Here is a 14,546-nt window from a genome sequence, read left to right as displayed (position 1 = left end):
CGACCCTAAATGTGAATGGACACGACCCATGATGACTCTACGAAAATTCCTTCTCGGCACAGCGGCGCTTGCCTTGGCCTCCACCAGCTTAGTTTTGGGGGCGTGTGCACCAAAGGACAAGGGGGAGAGCGCACAAATTTCAGCGGAAGCTGCGCCTTTGGGCCTGTCAGCGCCGGATGAGAAAGTATTCGCTCAATATTTCAATGTTGCAGAGCGGGATGTGTCTGAAACAGAAGCTAATCAGGCTCTGAAAGCCCTTAACCTCGACGCGGAAGGTGTGATGAGCTGGGAGAGCCGTAAAGGCCAAGCAGGGAATTACGTTTATACTGATGTCACGTCAAAAACCGATGAAGGGAGCCTCTCTATTGGCACGGCAGAACTATTCGGCGTCCATATGGTTGATGACGAAGCGAGTTTTGACCGCGCAAATTTCAAGGACATGGTTCTTCAGGGCGAAGACGTTAATCTGAACATTGGCGCTATGAGCGTGGCACGTCCGAGCCCGAAAATGGCGCAAGCAATTATAAGCGCTCTGCAAAGCAAAGATGGACTTGATGATTTAGAAACTAAGATTGACGTTGACGAAACTGTTAGCTTCGGAGCCATATCTATTGATGATATCAATGTGAGCGGCGACGAAGCCAACGGGAATATTAGTCATATCGTCTGGGGCGTTGACGAAGAAAACCGTGTCGCGGACGGGAAGATCGGCAAGGTTGATTTCACTCTGACCGGGCAAAATAACACGACGTCTAAACTCGTTTTTGAAGGCGGGTCTGCGCGGGGTCTGAATATGAACGCTTATCAGGATGTGTCGCCTACCGGTCCTAATCTCGGTCTGGGTCAAATTCTTGGGCAAATGAATCTTTATGCAAAGCCATATGACAACATAGTTGTTGGAGAAGGCAGCTTTACGAATGATTTCGTAAAAGCAACCTTTGAAGGGTTTGAAGGAAAAGCCGTTGAAAAAGGCGGCGTGACAACAATCACTCAAGTCGGCAAACCTTTCCGTTTCTCTTTCCTGAAACAGCCCGAAGGGCCGCGCGCCGCGCAAGGGTATGACACGTTGAAACGTCTCGGCTTTGACGAAATTGTTCTACGCAGTTCACAGACGCAAATTCTGGATCAAAATAACGACACCATCGCGGTGCAGGATGGTCTGATAGATATGGAAGACGGCTTTCGTCTGAATTATACCTATGAGGCTGAGGGCCTGTCCGCCATGGTGGAAAAAGCGAAGCTTCAACAGGCAAATAATAATTCTGACACAGACGAGGTCACGGCTCCGACGGTCGAAGAAACCCTCAACGCGCTTGAGCCTGTAAAACTTCGTACGATGAAAATGAGCCTGGAAGATAAATCCATCGTAGAACGGGGCCTTAAACTGGCCAGTGAAATGTCTGGTCAGTCTGAAGGAAACCTCAAAAAACAGCTCAAGCTCGCTATTATGGCCGCCACCTTTATGGGGAAGTCAGACTTAGAGAGCGAAATCATCGGACAATTTGGCATGGCAGCCACCGAATTTATTGAAGATGGCGGCACGTTGACGGTCTCCGTAAACCCTCCCGCGCCGATTTCTGTAAAAGCATTGGCAGAGTCTCGCGAAAATAATTTAAATCCAAAAGATATTGGCTTTTCGGCGAGTGTGACGCCGCCGGAAGAGTAATGGGCTGGATAGATTGATGCCTTGTCCCCTTGTTGTGCCTAAACGTAGATATATTGTCGCTATGCGGTAACGCAAGGGAACCGCATCTTGAAACTGATAGACTTCTAGCACATATATTAGCAGTCATATGGCCAAAATTTGGCTAATAGAGAATTCAGGTCCAAACCTTCGGAGTAATTCATGAAAGTCCTCGTTCCCGTCAAGCGCGTGCTTGACTACAATGTCAAAGCCCGGGTCAAACCAGACCAGTCCGGCGTTGATCTCGCAAATGTTAAAATGAGCATGAACCCGTTTGACGAGATTTCCGTCGAACAGGCTGTTCAAATGCAAGAAGCCGGCACGGCAACAGAAACCGTTGTTGTCTCCATCGGCCCCGCAAAGGCGCAGGAAACTATCCGCACAGCGCTCGCCATGGGTATGGATCGCGGCATTCACATTCAGACGGATGAAGATCTGGAGCCTTTGGCCGTTGCGAAAATCCTTAAGTCTGTTGCTGAATCTGAAGAAGCTGATTTCATCATCCTGGGCAAACAGGCGATTGATAATGATTTCGGTACGACGGGCGGCATGCTCGCCGCTCTTCTTGACTGGCCTATCGGATCAGCAGCCAATTCTATTGAACAGGACGGCGACGCAATAAACGTGGTCAAAGAAGTCGATGGCGGCCTGCAGACAGTGAAACTGCAAATGCCGGCGATTGTCACAACCGACCTTCGCTTAAACGAGCCGCGTTATGCGTCTCTGCCGAATATTATGAAGGCCAAGAAGAAGCCGATTGAGGCGAAAACGCCAGACGATTTCGGTGTAGATACGGCCCCGCGTCTAAAGACGTTGAAAGTGACAGAGCCGCCCAAGCGCGAAGCGGGCATCAAAGTCGAAGACGCCGCTCAATTGGTGGATAAACTTAAAAACGAAGCAGGTGTAATCTAATGGCTATTCTTGTTGTTGCAGAACATGACAATGTGTCTTTGAAGGACGCGACTCATAAAACCGTTACGGCAGCTGCCCAAATGGGCGGAGATGTGGACATACTCGTCGCTGGTAAAGGCATTAAAGACGTTGTCGCCGCCGCGGCGAAAATTGACGGCATCCGCGCCGTCCTCGGTGTCGATCACGACACGCTGGAACGTCAACTGGCTGAATCGATGCAAACCGTTCTTGTGCCTTTGATGGATGATTACGACGCGGTCCTTGCGCCCGACACGACAACGCATAAAAACTATATGCCGCGCGTGGCCGCCAAGCTCGACGTTCAGCAAATCAGCTCCATCACTGGCGTTGAGAGCGCGGATACATTCGTGCGCCCGATCTATGCGGGTAATGCTATGTCGACCGTACAGTCGTCTGATGCTAAGAAAGTGATTACCGTTCGGACCACGGCGTTTAACGCCGCCGGCGAAGGCGGCTCTGCCGAAACGAAAGACGGCCCGCAGCCTTCCGGTGATTTCAAATCCGAATTTGTAGGCGAGCAATTGTCAAAATCTGATCGCCCTGAACTAACGGCTGCAAAAGTTGTGATTTCCGGCGGACGCGGCATGGGCTCCGGTGAAAACTTTGAACTCATCGAAGGCATTGCCGACAAGCTCAGCGCCGCAATGGGCGCCTCCCGCGCCGCCGTCGATGCGGGATTTGTCCCCAATGACTGGCAAGTGGGCCAGACCGGGAAATCCGTGGCGCCAGAGCTTTACATCGCCGTAGGTATTTCCGGCGCGATCCAGCATTTGGCCGGAATGAAGGATTCCAAAATTATCGTCGCAATCAATAAGGATGAAGACGCTCCGATTTTCCAGGTTGCCGATTACGGCCTGGTCGCGGACCTTTTCAAGGCTCTGCCGGAATTTGAAGCGGAATTGGAAAAGGCCGGATATTAATCCAGCCTTTAGATTTAAAGTTATTAAGCCTCGCTTTTGCGGGGCTTTTTTAATTGTGAGTGCGTTTCGGCAAATCCGCGTAATTCCCATCCCGTTTTTGACCCTTGGCCTGCATGGCCTCCATCATTTCGGTCGGGATCAGCATGGACATGTTCCAGACGGCGATATTGTCCAGCGCGTCTTTTGTGGAATGGTCGCGGCCATAGGTGATGGCTCGTTTACAGCCATACACAGCGAGAGGCGGATTTTTGGCGATTTGTTTGGCCGTCTCCATCACCGCCTCCATCATCGCGGCATGATCTTTGTAAACGGCGTTAAACAGGCCTTGGGCTTTCGCCTCATTGGCGTGCATTTTGCGGCCCGTGTAAGCAAGTTCGCGGACGACGCCTTCAGGCAGGTGATTGAGAATGCGCGGGAAGGTACCGACATCGGCCGTCATCCCGACGATAATTTCGTAGATAGTGATGAAGCTGTCTTCTGTGCCGTAACGCATATCGCAAGCGGTGATAAGATCCACACCGCCGCCGTAGCATCCGCCTTGAATAGCCGCGAGAACCGGAATGCGGCAATCTTCGATCGCGGTGAAACTGTCTTGCAGCCGTTTGACGTTTTCATAAAAACTCGCACCGAAAAGCGGATCGTTTTTATCTTTCGGCCCCGCGACATCATTGGCAAACATGGACAGATCAATCCCGGCCGAAAAGACGGGGCCGGTCGAGGAAATAACAATGACGCGGGCTTTGGAATTATTGTCAATGTCCCGAATAATATCAGGCAACTCAGACCAGAACTCGCTAATCATTGCATTGCGCTTCTCTGGCCGGGACATCACGATATGCGCGATGTTATCCGCAATGGAGACGTCGAAACATTTATAGGTCATGAGAAATTCCTAGAGAGAAAAAAGAAAGCCTTTTTTGGGGGACGCATCCCCGCTCAAAACATCTTGATAGGTTTTGAGCATCATAGCCATGTCGGTTGATTTTTCTACCGTGAGCCAGTCACTTGCGCTTTCCAAAAAAGGCATCCAGCGTTCACCGAGTTTTTCGGCAAAACCTGCGCCGCCCCATTCCGCAATCCGTGTTTTCGCCTGATCAGGGGCAAAGAAAAACTCCGTTGGGGCAGAAGGTTTGGGAGCAGATTTGGCGGCAGCCTCCCAGTGTGACAGACCGACCTTGCAAACATACTTTAGGTTTTCTTTGAAATGATCGGAAACTGTCGAAAGGACTTTTCCATTGCCGGACATATCCACCACGACGGTTTTAATATCCGGGTTCAAATCGGTGATGATGTCATAGGTCCCGACGTTATCATAAAAGCTCGTGCCTTCCGTGAAATCCTTATTTCCCTCTGACGTGAGGCCCGCAACTTTAATTACGCCGCGTTGTTTCGCGCAAAAGGCTGTACCGAGGGCGGTTTTGGACGAGGCGGAGAGGATAAGAACTTGCTCTGCTCCAAAATAGTCTTTTTCGGCGAGGAAATCATCAATCAGAAAGCTCGTTGTAAAAAGGGGGCGTAATATGGGCTGTAGATCCTCATGTTTCGCGAATGACGGGTCGGCGTCCGTAAATATGTATCGATTGTAAATGCTGTGTAATTTCGTGCGGTGATCATTTCCGTCTTGAAATCCCATCGGCGAGACACTGACAGGCTGGATATCGAATTTGTCAACTATTGGGAAGAAACCGTAAATCTTTTGCCCCGCGCTAACGCCTTCGCATTCGCTCTCAATGACTTCGGCAAAACCCCAAACCGGCATCCGCCCGTGGCTCTCAATGTCAATGCCATAGGCGTCAGGCCTAAAATAATTCCAATATCCAATCCTGTCGCCCGTGACCATATAGGTCACGTTATTCGCGGTGAGCGCCCACGGACCAACTTGGCAGCGAATGAAGCCGTCCGCGAGCGGATCGGCGTCCTGAGTGATGACTGAGACGTCAGAGAAATCAGATTTATTTACGAGTAGTGTTTGTGTCATTATGGATTTTCTAAAATACGTTTTCATCATCACAGCGAATTAAAAGCTGCCCGTCCAGCCCGGCTTTGCGATGATAATGGAACTTGCGGTATGCGTCAGAGCTAACGGTTTCGAACATTGTTTTCGCGTCAGGATATCGAACGACAGCGATGGCATCCCATTCACCCTCGCCATCGCCAATCAAAAAGTTATGGGCGTGGCCACTGTAAACAGTCTCGACACCTTCAAGGTTAAGATCAGATAGCATAGCAGAAAAAGCTTTGGCATATCTGCCGTAAGCTGTGGCGCCGGACACATCTTCTCTGTCTCTATAAGTCGCCTTGTCTTTAAACTTCAAAAGATTGAGCATAAAAACAGGTTCGCCTTCCGCGCTGTCTCCTAGAAAGGCTTTAATTTGTTCAGGGGTCGGATCGATAGCGTTCAAAGTAGCCATGATTAATCCTTATATCCCGGATGTTGCATGACTTTAGACTTTGATTTTGCCAGAAAATCATCGGGAACGAAAAAGTCTGCGGCGAGCGGGCCGTTATAATCGGGATGTGTATAAACACTGAAATCTGTGACGCCGCTTTCGGCCAGTATAAACTCATCAATGACAAAGTTGCCGGTGAAATCTTTCGCAGACTTGTTGAGCAAAACATAAGCGGCGTCTGCCATAATTTCAGGTAGGCGGCTCATCTTGGCCATACTGTCTCCGCCGAGGACATTCCGAACGGCGGCCGTATCAATCGACGTCATAGGCCAGAGGGAGTTCACTGCAATACCGTCGGGTCTAAATTCTTCACTCATGCCAAGCGTGCAAAGGCTCATTCCGTATTTTGCCATGGTGTAGGCGACGTGATTTTTGAACCATTTTGCTTTCATATCTAAGGGCGGCGCAATGTTTACGATATGCGGATTGTCGGCCTTCTTTAAGTAAGGAAGGCAGGATTGAGAGACCAAGAACGTGCCGCGCGCATTCACCTGGTTCATCAGATCATAGCGTTTCATTGTCGTATTCGGCGTCGGCGTTAAGGATATGGCGCTCGCATTATTGATACAGATATCAATTCCGCCGAATTTATCGACGCAGGCCTTTACAGCGTCGCGCACGCCGTCTTCATCCCGAATATCGCAGACAATAGGCAAGGCTTGCCCCCCGGCGTCTTCGATTTCCTTGGCGGCCGTATAGACCGTGCCGTCAAGTTTGGGGTGAGGCTCCGCCGTTTTGGCGGCAATGGCGACATTGGCGCCGTCTTCGGCGAATTTTTTAGCCATAGCCAATCCAATCCCTCGGGATCCGCCTGACATGAAAACTGTTTTTCCGGATAATGACATAATTTCCCTCTTTATAATTTTGATAAAAAGGTAACAGGAACGGCCAAGGCAGCAAGCGTTATCAGCAATGGTTTATCCCTCAGAATTGTATAAGGGCAATGCCAAAACGGCAAAACATACTTAGCATAACCTTAACGCGGCGCTCACCGAAATTTAAATATCTTCTGTCACAAACGTCCCAGCGTAAGATTTTGACGACCTAAAACCTGGGATTTATGACATGCGATATTCTTTGAAACTTATTCCGGCTCTTTTACTGGCGCCCGTTGTAACTGCCTGTAGTTATGGCCCGCAAAACCAAGAATTCGGCTATAATGGAGCCTCATACGCCCATCACAGTGGAAGTTATCAGGCGCAAGGCGTCTCAACTCAAGGCGATCTAATTTGTAGTTCTGCCGGGTGTGCGCCAAGCGCAACATATTCAGTTAATAGTAAACCGAGCCATAATTATGGGCATGCACCGCATCAGCCTTCATATGACGCTTACGGGACTCAAGTTGAAAAGAGCCACACCAGTGCAGGTTACGGCCATAGCCCTAAACTTCGGGGCGCGTATGGTCACAAAGTCCGTCATGGATATAGATATGGGAATTTGGGCCTCGTTAATTATGACGAAGGCACAGATAGCTACGGAATTCAGGCGCGGTTGGGATATCAATCTTCTGGAATTTTAGGGGCTGAAGTTGAAGGTTCTTTTGGCGTTTCGGACAACGAAGATGTTGTTGGTGCGACAACCGTGGAGTCAGGTGTAGATTACTCGGTCGGGGCATTTGCCCGTGCGAAACTACCCTTGGCAAAAGGTTTTTCCGTTCATGCCAGAGGCGGATATCATCTAACGGGCGTTTCTGCGGACACGGAGACAGCTGGCGTAACAACTGAGTTTTCTGACGATCTCGACGGATTTGCCTACGGCGCCGGAGCGGAATATGCGTTTTCGCCGCGCAGCGCTATTCGTCTCGACTATACACGATATGAAGTGGATAACGGCGATATGGACGCAATTTCTCTCGGATATTCGCGTAAATTCTAAGCGTCTTCTTGCTGCGCCCACAGCGCGGCGTAGAGACCATTTTTAGAGAGCAGGGCAGGGTGGGTGCCCTGCTCTTTTATTTTGCCGTTTTCCATGACAAGAATGTTGTCGGCTTTCACGATGGTCGATAGACGATGGGCAATGACCAGAGTTGTCCGGCCCGTTGTCGCCCTATCAAGCGCCGTTTGAATTTCGCGTTCCGTGGCGCTATCGAGCGCAGACGTTGCCTCATCTAATATCAGAATGGCCGGATCTTTTAAAAGGGTACGGGCAATCGCGACGCGTTGTTTTTCTCCACCCGACAATTTCAATCCGCGTTCCCCGACAACAGTTTCATAACCTTTGGGAAGGCTCATAATAAAATCATGAATTTGAGCGTCCTTGGCCGCTCGTTCAATATCGACTTGGCTGGCCTCCGGATAGGCATAAGCGATATTATACCCAATCGTGTCGTTAAACAGAACTGTGTCTTGAGGAACAATTCCGATAGCTTGACGCAAACTGTCTTGCGTAAAATCTCGAATATCGACGCCGTCAATTTTTACCTGACCCGCGCTAATGTCATAAAACCGGAAAAGGATGCGTGACAATGTTGATTTGCCCGCGCCGGTCGGGCCGACAACGGCGAGGGTCTTTCCCGACGGCATCTCAAAAGAGATATCGTCCAATATTTTGCGGTCTTCATCATAATGGAAATTGACATGATCAAATTCGATATGACCCTTCAGGTCTTTCGCCAGACGGGCGCCATTTTTGTCATTTATTTCGGGTTTAAGATCCATCAATATGAACATTTTTTCGAGATCGGTCAGGGCCTGTTTAATTTCACGGTAGGCAAAACCAAGGATGTTGAGCGGGCGGTAGAGCTGGGTCATAACCAGCATGACGGCGGTCATATCCCCGATGCTCATATCGCCAGAAATGATATTATAAGCGGCAAGGGAGATTATGGCGACCAACCCGCCATTCATTATCAGTGACTGACCAATATTGACTGTAGCTAGAGAGGTTCGAGACCGAATGGCGGCTTCCTGGTAGCCTTCCATAGCTTTGTCGTAGCGGTTGATTTCAAATGGTTCAGCAGAGAAATATTTGACGGTTTCATAGTTCAACAGGCTGTCTACGGCTTTCCCGGCCGCCTCTGTATCGCGCTTGTTCATTTCCCGTCTGAATTTAAGACGCCACTCCGTCGTCAAGATCGTAAAAATGATATAACCTGTAACCACCACAACCGCGATAATGGCGAAACCGCCATTATAAGCTAGCCAGAAAGCGATAGCCGCAATGGTTAGCTCCAAAAGCGTCGGACCGATATTAAAGAGCAGAAAGCGGAAGAGAAAATCAATGGCCCTTACGCCGCGTTCCATAATGCGCGTCAGCCCGCCTGTCCGTTTCTCCAAATGAAAGCGCAAGGACAGTCTGTGCATATGTTTAAAGGTGCCTGTCGCAATACTGCGCTGCGCAAATTGGGCGACAGGAGCGAATATATATTCACGTCCTTCTGTGAGCATGACAGAAAACAACCTCAAGGCCCCATAGCCTAAGATAAATCCAATCACCCCAACCCAGATAGCCGTCCAGTCATCACCTGCACTTTTTGATTCGCTTACGGCGTCGACGGCGTAGCCGAAGACGAAAGGGGCTCCTACCAGAACAAATTTTCCGGCAATTGTCAGAAGAATGGCTAGGACAGACCTGAATTTAAAAGCCCAATTGCCATCTGGCCAGAGGTAAGGCTTTAAGCGTAAGAGGCTCTTCAATTGCTCCCCGATTGGTCTTTCTTTCATTGCCTCAATGCGTTGGTCAAACCCAATCGGAGAGGGGGCCGAGCCATCAGTCTCGGCGGAATGGTTTTCGGGCAGGGCTTTCGACATTCCGTTCATGTGGGGGGCAGAGGCTGTCTTGTAAACCCAATCCTAACTCTCTTTTGGTAAAGATTGGAAATGAAAACGAGAAGAAAGTAAGAACGTGATGGGCGCCACAAAACATATTGTACCCCCTGTGCCGCGAGGTGAAGACAGAAGACTGGAACAACGCGATGGACAAGTGGACTGGCGAATTAACCAACGATCTTATGATTTCATTGGGGCAACCTTTGATCCTTTAACGCCCATGCAAACTCTGGCTCGTGCTAAATGGATGACTATGAATCACGGGTTTCGGTTTATCGTAACCCCCAATGTGGACCATCTTGTTCGTTTGGCCAAAGAACCGGAAGTTTTTAAACCACTTTACGAAGCCTCTTGGCTGTCTGTTTGCGATTCCCGTATATTGGAGTTACTGGCAGCGATATCCGGTATTCCTCTCAAGGCTGTGCCAGGATCCGACCTTACTCAGCAACTTTTCGACAATGTCATTACATCGGAAGACAAAATTAATATCATCGGCGCGGATGAAGAGATTGTTGAAACCGTCAAGTCGATTTATGGATTGGATAAAGTCAATATACATCAACCGCCCATGGGAATGCGTTATAAGCCGCAGGCGATTGCCGACGCAGCAGAATTCGTTGCAAAACATCCGGCTCGATATACATTTATTTGTGTCGGGTCTCCGCAACAAGAAATGGTGGCGAAAGCCTGTCTGGAACGGGGCGATTGTGTCGGGTTAGGGCTATGTGTCGGCGCATCTCTTGACTTCTTGAGCGGACGGACCAAACGCGCGCCAAAATGGATGCAAAATATGCGTCTGGAATGGCTATTTCGCTTGGGGAGCGAGCCTAAGCGACTCTGGAAGCGGTACCTGCTAGAGGCCCCAAAAATATTCTATCTTTGGATAAGGTGGATTTTCAAGCGTAAAACCTCTTGATTCCCGAAAGAGCCTTTATTGTCATCAGTCGCTCAATATTCGTCAAATAAGAGGTAAAGCTGTCGTTCAGCTCCCGTTATCAGGGGAATTTCACGTGATTGTGTCTGAAATTTAAGTGTACCTAGCACAATTACGACTGGAATTTAGCTTAAAGTGATTTAAGTCAGCGATAACGGTATTTATATCGTTAATAATTTCAGACCGACCCCGGTCGGCCTACCATTCTTTCTATTAAGTAGATAGAATGGCCTAGGCACATGTGAAAAAGGCGCATGTGCATTTAATAACTGACGGGACATAGTAATGACCAATCCAAGAAACCCTAATCATATCGACCAGCATATTGGTAGATATCTCCGACAATTGCGTAAAGATGCGTCAATGACGCAAACAGACCTCGCAGACTCTCTCGGCGTGACGTTTCAGCAAATTCAAAAATATGAGCGCGGAACAAACCGCATTTCTGCAAGCCGTCTCTACGCTATTTGCCAAGTTTTTGATAAAATGCCGAATGACTTTTTTAATATTGAAGAGACGTCCAAAGTCGCCTGATTTATTCTCTATTACCGCGCATCGAACTTAATTACCGCGCATCGAACTTATTTTTGCGCCTGACGCCCATAATTAAGCGGGCCTCTAGTCGTTTTCTGAGAGCGCGGTAATAGGCACTCAAAAAGTCTCGGTCATTTTCTTGTACGGACTTTTCCCATTTTATTTTTTTCCGAATTCGGTCGGCGACCTCTTGCAAGGTGGCGGCTTTGTTCGTGCGTAAAACGGTTTCAAGAACGTGGAGTTCATGAATGCCGTAAGCTTCGACTTGTTCGGCGGAAAATAAAAAAGTGTAGACTTTATGGCTATCTTGTTTCGCCAAATCACGTCCTAAAAGGGGTTTCGGAGCTCGGACAACCCAAGTGCCGGCGATCAGATCTCCGGCCCGTAAGCGGTCCTTATTGAATAAAGGGAAAAGCAAAAATAGCCCGCTCCAGATAAGGCCGAGTAAACCTACCAACCCGTCAACGCTTTCGGTATTTGCCATTAGAAATGAAAGCGGCAGGAAGATTTCGATTTCCCGTAAGGCGTTTCTCGCAAATATAGCGTTGGCGGATAGGCGGGCCTGACCAATAGCTGTATTGCGTGCGGCCACTCTGATTTTCATCATTCGTTTACCGGGGGTCGCCGCTTTTGGCCCCATCTCGAAGGCGAGGAAGTAAAAGCTCCGCAAGAACAGGGCGAAAACAATATAGAGGCTGATAGCAACTTCTGGGTTTACCGTAATGCCGGCCAGAACAAAGACGAAAAAACCAAGAACCAAGGCGATATTGATAATAACAAGATCAATTACAATTGCGCCGATACGCGCCCCTACATCAGCAAGCTGTATTTGAAGGTCAATCCCCTCCGGAGTTATCAAACTCCGGCGATCCGTTGATTTGATTTGGGCGTTATGTTGGAGCGTTTCGTTCATCGCGCCGTCGGATCCTTCTGGCTACGAGGGATATATAAATACATCATCCAAAGGGTGAGCAGGCCGATCCCGATACTATATCTGAGCGCGTCACTGGTTATTAGCTGGCGGGCATAGCCTTCCAAGAGCCCCGCGCCTAATAGCATGAGAACAACCCCAACCATTAATAGACCGGAGGTTCTACCCGCTAAGGCCGCAGACTGCGTTCGCGATAAAGAGCCGGGAAAGGCAATCGCCCGGCCAATATGGAGGCCTGCCCCCCCGGCAAGAATAATCGCGAAAATTTCTGTCGACCCATGGATAATCAGCCATCCACCAACCTCAAACCCTAAGTCCCGAGAGGCAAATAAACCAATGAAGCCGCCAAGCATAAAGCCTGTGCTTAACATGAAAAATATCGTCGGAATGCCAAAGGCAAACCCTAGAGCAAAGGCAAAAATTGCAACACGGGAATTATTTGAAAATAAATAACTTGCGAATATACCTAGCCCTGTTTCGTCGTTGGGTCTGTCATAAAGAGTAGATCGCAAGGCTTCCGTCGAAGCCGCCGGGGTACGGTCGCCTGCAAGGCCCGCATCTACAAAACTGTAAAACCAGTCAGGATTACTTTGGACGAGGAAATAGGCGGCGATTGTTGAAATGAGAATAAGAAGGGCAGATATGGCCGTATCTTTCCAGAGCCGTTTTGCAGCTTGAGGCCAGTCTCGACTTAAAAAAGCGATGATGCGTTTGCCGAGACCCGCCTGAGTTCCATAGAGGCGGTAATAAGCTCGGGTGCAGAGGCTCTCCAAATAAGCGATCACGTTTTGGTCTAGAGAAGTGGCTCTAGCAACAGATAATGCCGACAGGGCACCACGATATAACTTCGGGAGGTCTAATATGTCTTGAGTATCGAGACTTCGAATGCCGCGCTTATCCATGCGGTTGAGCAAGTCTTCTAATTGGGCCCATTGCGCCATACGCAGCTCTCTAAAGCGTTCAGACTTTAAGGACTGATTGGCGATATCCAGTTCAGACTGACTGGCTGGTGCGGGGCTGAAGTCTCTCATCAGATCGCGTCTCTACTTTTTAAATCAAGATAGCGGTTCACGACATCCGCATTTAGAGTATCGGGATCGACATCTATGACATCGACGCCCATCCGGGATAGCTTAGCGAGTACAATTTCTCGTTCCGACAATAGGCTTTGAGCAATCACCGCCCGGCTAACGTCATCCGCCGTTTGCGGCTCTATCTGCGTTAAGGCGCTGAGAGGTTGATTGCGAAAGGCTACAAATATGACGAGGTGCTTTTTAACGAGTCGCGTCATAGTTTCGAGCATTAATTCAGACTGTGTCGTATCAATAAAGTCGGTGAAGACCACGACAAGGCTTCTTCGTTTTAATTTTTGCGCCAGATAAGATAATCCGAATGCATAATTAGTTTCTTCGTGGGAATAATCAATTTTAGACGTCTCGCTTTGCAACCTCGAAAATAAGGCGGGGCCGGAAACAGGCGGAGTAAAAGAAGTCGGTGTCTTATCAAAACTATAAATGCCGACACGATCTCCGAGTTTTAAACTGACATAGCCCATAACCAATGCCACCGAGATAGCGCGGTCCAGCTTGGTCAGGTTATGACCACTTTCGTCGACCATATCTTCACACAACAAATAGCCGCTATCGAGCGCAAAGACGATATTATGATTGCGTTCTGTTCTGTATTCCCGCGCAAGCAAGGTGTTGTGCCGGGCAGAGTGTTTCCAGTCGATGGCGCGCTTATCCATGCCCGGGAGAAATTCTGATAGCGCATCAAACTCTGACCCTTCCCCTCGCAAGTTCTGAATTTTTTGTCCAAAAACAGCGTCCCGGGAGAAGAAATCAATTGCCGTGTCCTTGACCAACTGCGTGTCCGGCACAACCGCAATCGAATACTCTAGAGGATCACATCTTTGCATCCAAATCAGGCGAAGAGGCCCTTGCCAGCGGCTCCAAAGCCGGTTGAGGACAGCTTCGCCGCGTCGCTTAGCGTGTAAATCAAAGGCAATGCGGGGCGTGCCTTCACTGACGTTAAGCGAGGCGGTTTCGGGCGATACGTCCAACCGGTCATTTGAAGTTAGTTTGAATTCCGCCTCACGCGGCAAACGTCCTTTGAAGTCGGGCAATTCAAAAACAGAGGTTTGAGTAGAGCCAACATATTGGCGTGGAGATATTTTCAATTCGGGCCGCATATACTTGCTGGAAACCGCCAAAGTCGTATCTAGAAGAATTAACCCTATAATCGCGGCGGCCCAAGCGGCCCCTATCGCCCATATCGACGGGAAAAGAACCGCGATGAGTAAAGCGACAGGCAAACCCAACGCCAAAAGCCATACCGCGCGGGCGGTAGGATAGAGCGCGAAACGCGAGATATTCGACTTTGCCGCCAAGTGA

General features: G+C 49.2%; 14 protein-coding genes. 6 read left to right on the top strand and 8 right to left on the bottom strand.

Annotated elements, in window-relative coordinates:
- The first annotated feature begins 28 nt into the window (after positions 1–28).
- The 3 genes from ACNA05_RS03695 (at position 29) to ACNA05_RS03685 (ending at position 3,537) form a co-directional block, all read left to right on the top strand.
- The gene (locus tag ACNA05_RS03695) at positions 29–1,666 is read left to right on the top strand and encodes a hypothetical protein (RefSeq protein ID WP_415810025.1); all 1,638 of its coding nucleotides are present in this window, start codon (positions 29–31) and stop codon (positions 1,664–1,666) included.
- A gap of 180 nt (positions 1,667–1,846) precedes the next feature.
- A complete protein-coding gene (locus ACNA05_RS03690) occupies positions 1,847–2,596 on the top strand; it encodes an electron transfer flavoprotein subunit beta/FixA family protein (RefSeq protein ID WP_415810024.1) in 750 nt (249 codons plus the stop codon).
- Positions 2,596–3,537, top strand: a complete 942-nt coding sequence (locus ACNA05_RS03685; RefSeq protein WP_415810023.1) for an electron transfer flavoprotein subunit alpha/FixB family protein — start codon at positions 2,596–2,598, stop codon at positions 3,535–3,537. Before ACNA05_RS03690 ends, ACNA05_RS03685 begins: the two co-directional genes overlap by 1 nt.
- Before the next feature lie 49 nt (positions 3,538–3,586).
- Here ACNA05_RS03685 and ACNA05_RS03680 read toward each other — a convergent pair whose 3' ends face one another.
- From ACNA05_RS03680 to ACNA05_RS03665, 4 genes are read right to left on the bottom strand one after another with little or no spacing between them, the layout of a single operon-like run.
- Positions 3,587–4,420 (bottom strand): enoyl-CoA hydratase-related protein, encoded by an 834-nt coding sequence (locus ACNA05_RS03680; RefSeq protein ID WP_415810022.1) that lies wholly within the window; start codon positions 4,418–4,420, stop codon positions 3,587–3,589.
- A 9-nt stretch (positions 4,421–4,429) separates the two neighbouring features.
- Entirely contained in the window at positions 4,430–5,515 is a 1,086-nt protein-coding gene (locus tag ACNA05_RS03675; protein WP_415810021.1) for a DUF2855 family protein, read from the bottom strand.
- A gap of 10 nt (positions 5,516–5,525) precedes the next feature.
- Positions 5,526–5,948, bottom strand: a complete 423-nt coding sequence (locus ACNA05_RS03670; protein ID WP_415810019.1) for a DUF1330 domain-containing protein — start codon at positions 5,946–5,948, stop codon at positions 5,526–5,528.
- 2 nt (positions 5,949–5,950) lie between these two features.
- Positions 5,951–6,832 carry an SDR family oxidoreductase gene (locus ACNA05_RS03665; RefSeq protein ID WP_415810018.1) on the bottom strand — a complete coding sequence of 294 codons (882 nt, stop codon included), beginning with the start codon at positions 6,830–6,832 and terminating at the stop codon, positions 5,951–5,953.
- A gap of 220 nt (positions 6,833–7,052) precedes the next feature.
- Between ACNA05_RS03665 and ACNA05_RS03660 the strand changes: the two genes are divergently transcribed.
- Positions 7,053–7,862 carry a porin family protein gene (locus tag ACNA05_RS03660; RefSeq protein ID WP_415810017.1) on the top strand — a complete coding sequence of 270 codons (810 nt, stop codon included), beginning with the start codon at positions 7,053–7,055 and terminating at the stop codon, positions 7,860–7,862.
- Here the strand turns inward: ACNA05_RS03660 and ACNA05_RS03655 are convergent.
- A complete protein-coding gene (locus tag ACNA05_RS03655; RefSeq protein WP_415810016.1) occupies positions 7,859–9,745 on the bottom strand; it encodes an ABCB family ABC transporter ATP-binding protein/permease in 1,887 nt (628 codons plus the stop codon). The genes ACNA05_RS03660 and ACNA05_RS03655 overlap by 4 nt on opposite strands.
- An 88-nt stretch (positions 9,746–9,833) precedes the next feature.
- On the opposite strand from ACNA05_RS03655, the gene ACNA05_RS03650 reads away from it, so the two are divergent.
- Positions 9,834–10,670 (top strand): WecB/TagA/CpsF family glycosyltransferase, encoded by an 837-nt coding sequence (locus ACNA05_RS03650; protein ID WP_415810015.1) that lies wholly within the window; start codon positions 9,834–9,836, stop codon positions 10,668–10,670.
- 303 nt (positions 10,671–10,973) lie between these two features.
- A complete protein-coding gene (locus ACNA05_RS03645) occupies positions 10,974–11,222 on the top strand; it encodes a helix-turn-helix domain-containing protein (RefSeq protein ID WP_415810014.1) in 249 nt (82 codons plus the stop codon).
- 31 nt (positions 11,223–11,253) lie between these two features.
- Here ACNA05_RS03645 and ACNA05_RS03640 read toward each other — a convergent pair whose 3' ends face one another.
- From ACNA05_RS03640 to ACNA05_RS03630, 3 genes are read right to left on the bottom strand one after another with little or no spacing between them, the layout of a single operon-like run.
- Positions 11,254–12,135 carry an RDD family protein gene (locus ACNA05_RS03640; RefSeq protein WP_415810013.1) on the bottom strand — a complete coding sequence of 294 codons (882 nt, stop codon included), beginning with the start codon at positions 12,133–12,135 and terminating at the stop codon, positions 11,254–11,256.
- A complete protein-coding gene (locus ACNA05_RS03635) occupies positions 12,132–13,184 on the bottom strand; it encodes a stage II sporulation protein M (protein WP_415810012.1) in 1,053 nt (350 codons plus the stop codon). Before ACNA05_RS03635 ends, ACNA05_RS03640 begins: the two co-directional genes overlap by 4 nt.
- Entirely contained in the window at positions 13,184–14,542 is a 1,359-nt protein-coding gene (locus ACNA05_RS03630) for a DUF58 domain-containing protein (protein ID WP_415810011.1), read from the bottom strand. The genes ACNA05_RS03635 and ACNA05_RS03630 overlap by 1 nt, the downstream gene beginning before the upstream one ends.
- Between the last annotated feature and the right edge of the window lie 4 nt (positions 14,543–14,546).

It is taken from the genome of Litorimonas haliclonae, assembly GCF_965138505.1.
GTDB lineage: Bacteria > Pseudomonadota > Alphaproteobacteria > Caulobacterales > Maricaulaceae > Litorimonas > Litorimonas haliclonae.
Note: the sequence above shows the minus strand (reverse complement) of the source record. Positions and strands in the feature narration are given on the sequence as shown.

Coding starts and splice junctions, on each gene's coding strand:
- ACNA05_RS03670 (WP_415810019.1), bottom strand. CDS start 5,948: ATGGCTACTTTGAACGCTATCGATCCGACCCCTGAACAAATTAAAGCC.
- ACNA05_RS03675 (WP_415810021.1), bottom strand. CDS start 5,515: ATGACACAAACACTACTCGTAAATAAATCTGATTTCTCTGACGTCTCA.
- ACNA05_RS03650 (WP_415810015.1), top strand. CDS start 9,834: ATGGGCGCCACAAAACATATTGTACCCCCTGTGCCGCGAGGTGAAGAC.
- ACNA05_RS03685 (WP_415810023.1), top strand. CDS start 2,596: ATGGCTATTCTTGTTGTTGCAGAACATGACAATGTGTCTTTGAAGGAC.
- ACNA05_RS03655 (WP_415810016.1), bottom strand. CDS start 9,745: ATGAACGGAATGTCGAAAGCCCTGCCCGAAAACCATTCCGCCGAGACT.
- ACNA05_RS03695 (WP_415810025.1), top strand. CDS start 29: ATGATGACTCTACGAAAATTCCTTCTCGGCACAGCGGCGCTTGCCTTG.
- ACNA05_RS03645 (WP_415810014.1), top strand. CDS start 10,974: ATGACCAATCCAAGAAACCCTAATCATATCGACCAGCATATTGGTAGA.
- ACNA05_RS03635 (WP_415810012.1), bottom strand. CDS start 13,184: ATGAGAGACTTCAGCCCCGCACCAGCCAGTCAGTCTGAACTGGATATC.
- ACNA05_RS03665 (WP_415810018.1), bottom strand. CDS start 6,832: ATGTCATTATCCGGAAAAACAGTTTTCATGTCAGGCGGATCCCGAGGG.
- ACNA05_RS03640 (WP_415810013.1), bottom strand. CDS start 12,135: ATGAACGAAACGCTCCAACATAACGCCCAAATCAAATCAACGGATCGC.
- ACNA05_RS03660 (WP_415810017.1), top strand. CDS start 7,053: ATGCGATATTCTTTGAAACTTATTCCGGCTCTTTTACTGGCGCCCGTT.
- ACNA05_RS03680 (WP_415810022.1), bottom strand. CDS start 4,420: ATGACCTATAAATGTTTCGACGTCTCCATTGCGGATAACATCGCGCAT.
- ACNA05_RS03690 (WP_415810024.1), top strand. CDS start 1,847: ATGAAAGTCCTCGTTCCCGTCAAGCGCGTGCTTGACTACAATGTCAAA.